The sequence below is a fragment of the Bartonella sp. AA86SXKL genome, assembly GCF_042196885.1.
The window spans coordinates 1-806 of sequence record NZ_JBHIRE010000242.1; the positions used below are offsets into that span (position 1 = coordinate 1).

Annotated in this window: 1 protein-coding gene; it reads right to left on the reverse strand. The window is 45.3% G+C overall.

Annotated elements, in window-relative coordinates:
- The coding region (locus ACFIO5_RS11245; protein ID WP_375705453.1) for a class I tRNA ligase family protein at positions 1-806 on the reverse strand (806 nt) is incomplete at both ends.

Here is an 806-nt window from a genome sequence, read left to right on the forward strand (position 1 = left end):
AAAATAGCCCCGGTACCATAGTCCATCAGCACAAAATTAGCGATATAAACGGGGATATGCACTGTTTCATCAAAAGGATGCACCGCCACAAGCGATGTGCGAACCCCTAGTTTTTCCGCTGTTTCAAGTGCTGCTGTTGTCGTTCCACCACTCCGACAACTCTCAACAAAAGCCTCTAGCTCCTTATCCTTTTTTGCAAGAGCTTGCGCAATGGGATGATCAACAGACAGAGCTAAAAAAGAAGCACCAAACAGGGTATCAGGACGCGTTGAATAACAAACAACCTCATTAAAGGACTGACAAACATCATGAGCATCCCTTGCATCATCAGCTGTTGCCTTTAAAGCCCAACGAATCAACAAACCTTGGGATTTTCCGATCCAATTTTTTTGCATCGTGCGCACTTTTTCTGGCCATTGATCCAGTTCTTCAAGTCCTGCGAGTAAATCTTCACTAAAAGCGCTAATTTTGAAAAACCACTGGGTTAATTCCCGCTGTTCAACCAACGCACCCGAACGCCAACCCCGTCCATCCACAACCTGTTCATTGGCCAAAACGGTATGATCAACGGGATCCCAATTGACCTTCGCCACTTTACGCGCCACCAACCCCTTTTGATAAAAATCAAGAAACAGCATTTGTTGGCGGTGGTAATAGTCCACATCACACGTTGCAAATTCCCGTGTCCAATCGAGTGAAAGCCCTAATTGCTTTAATTGCCCACGCATGACGGCGATATTTTCATAAGTCCACGTTTTAGGATGCACTTTACTTTGCAAAGCAGCATTTTCAGCCGGCATTCCAAA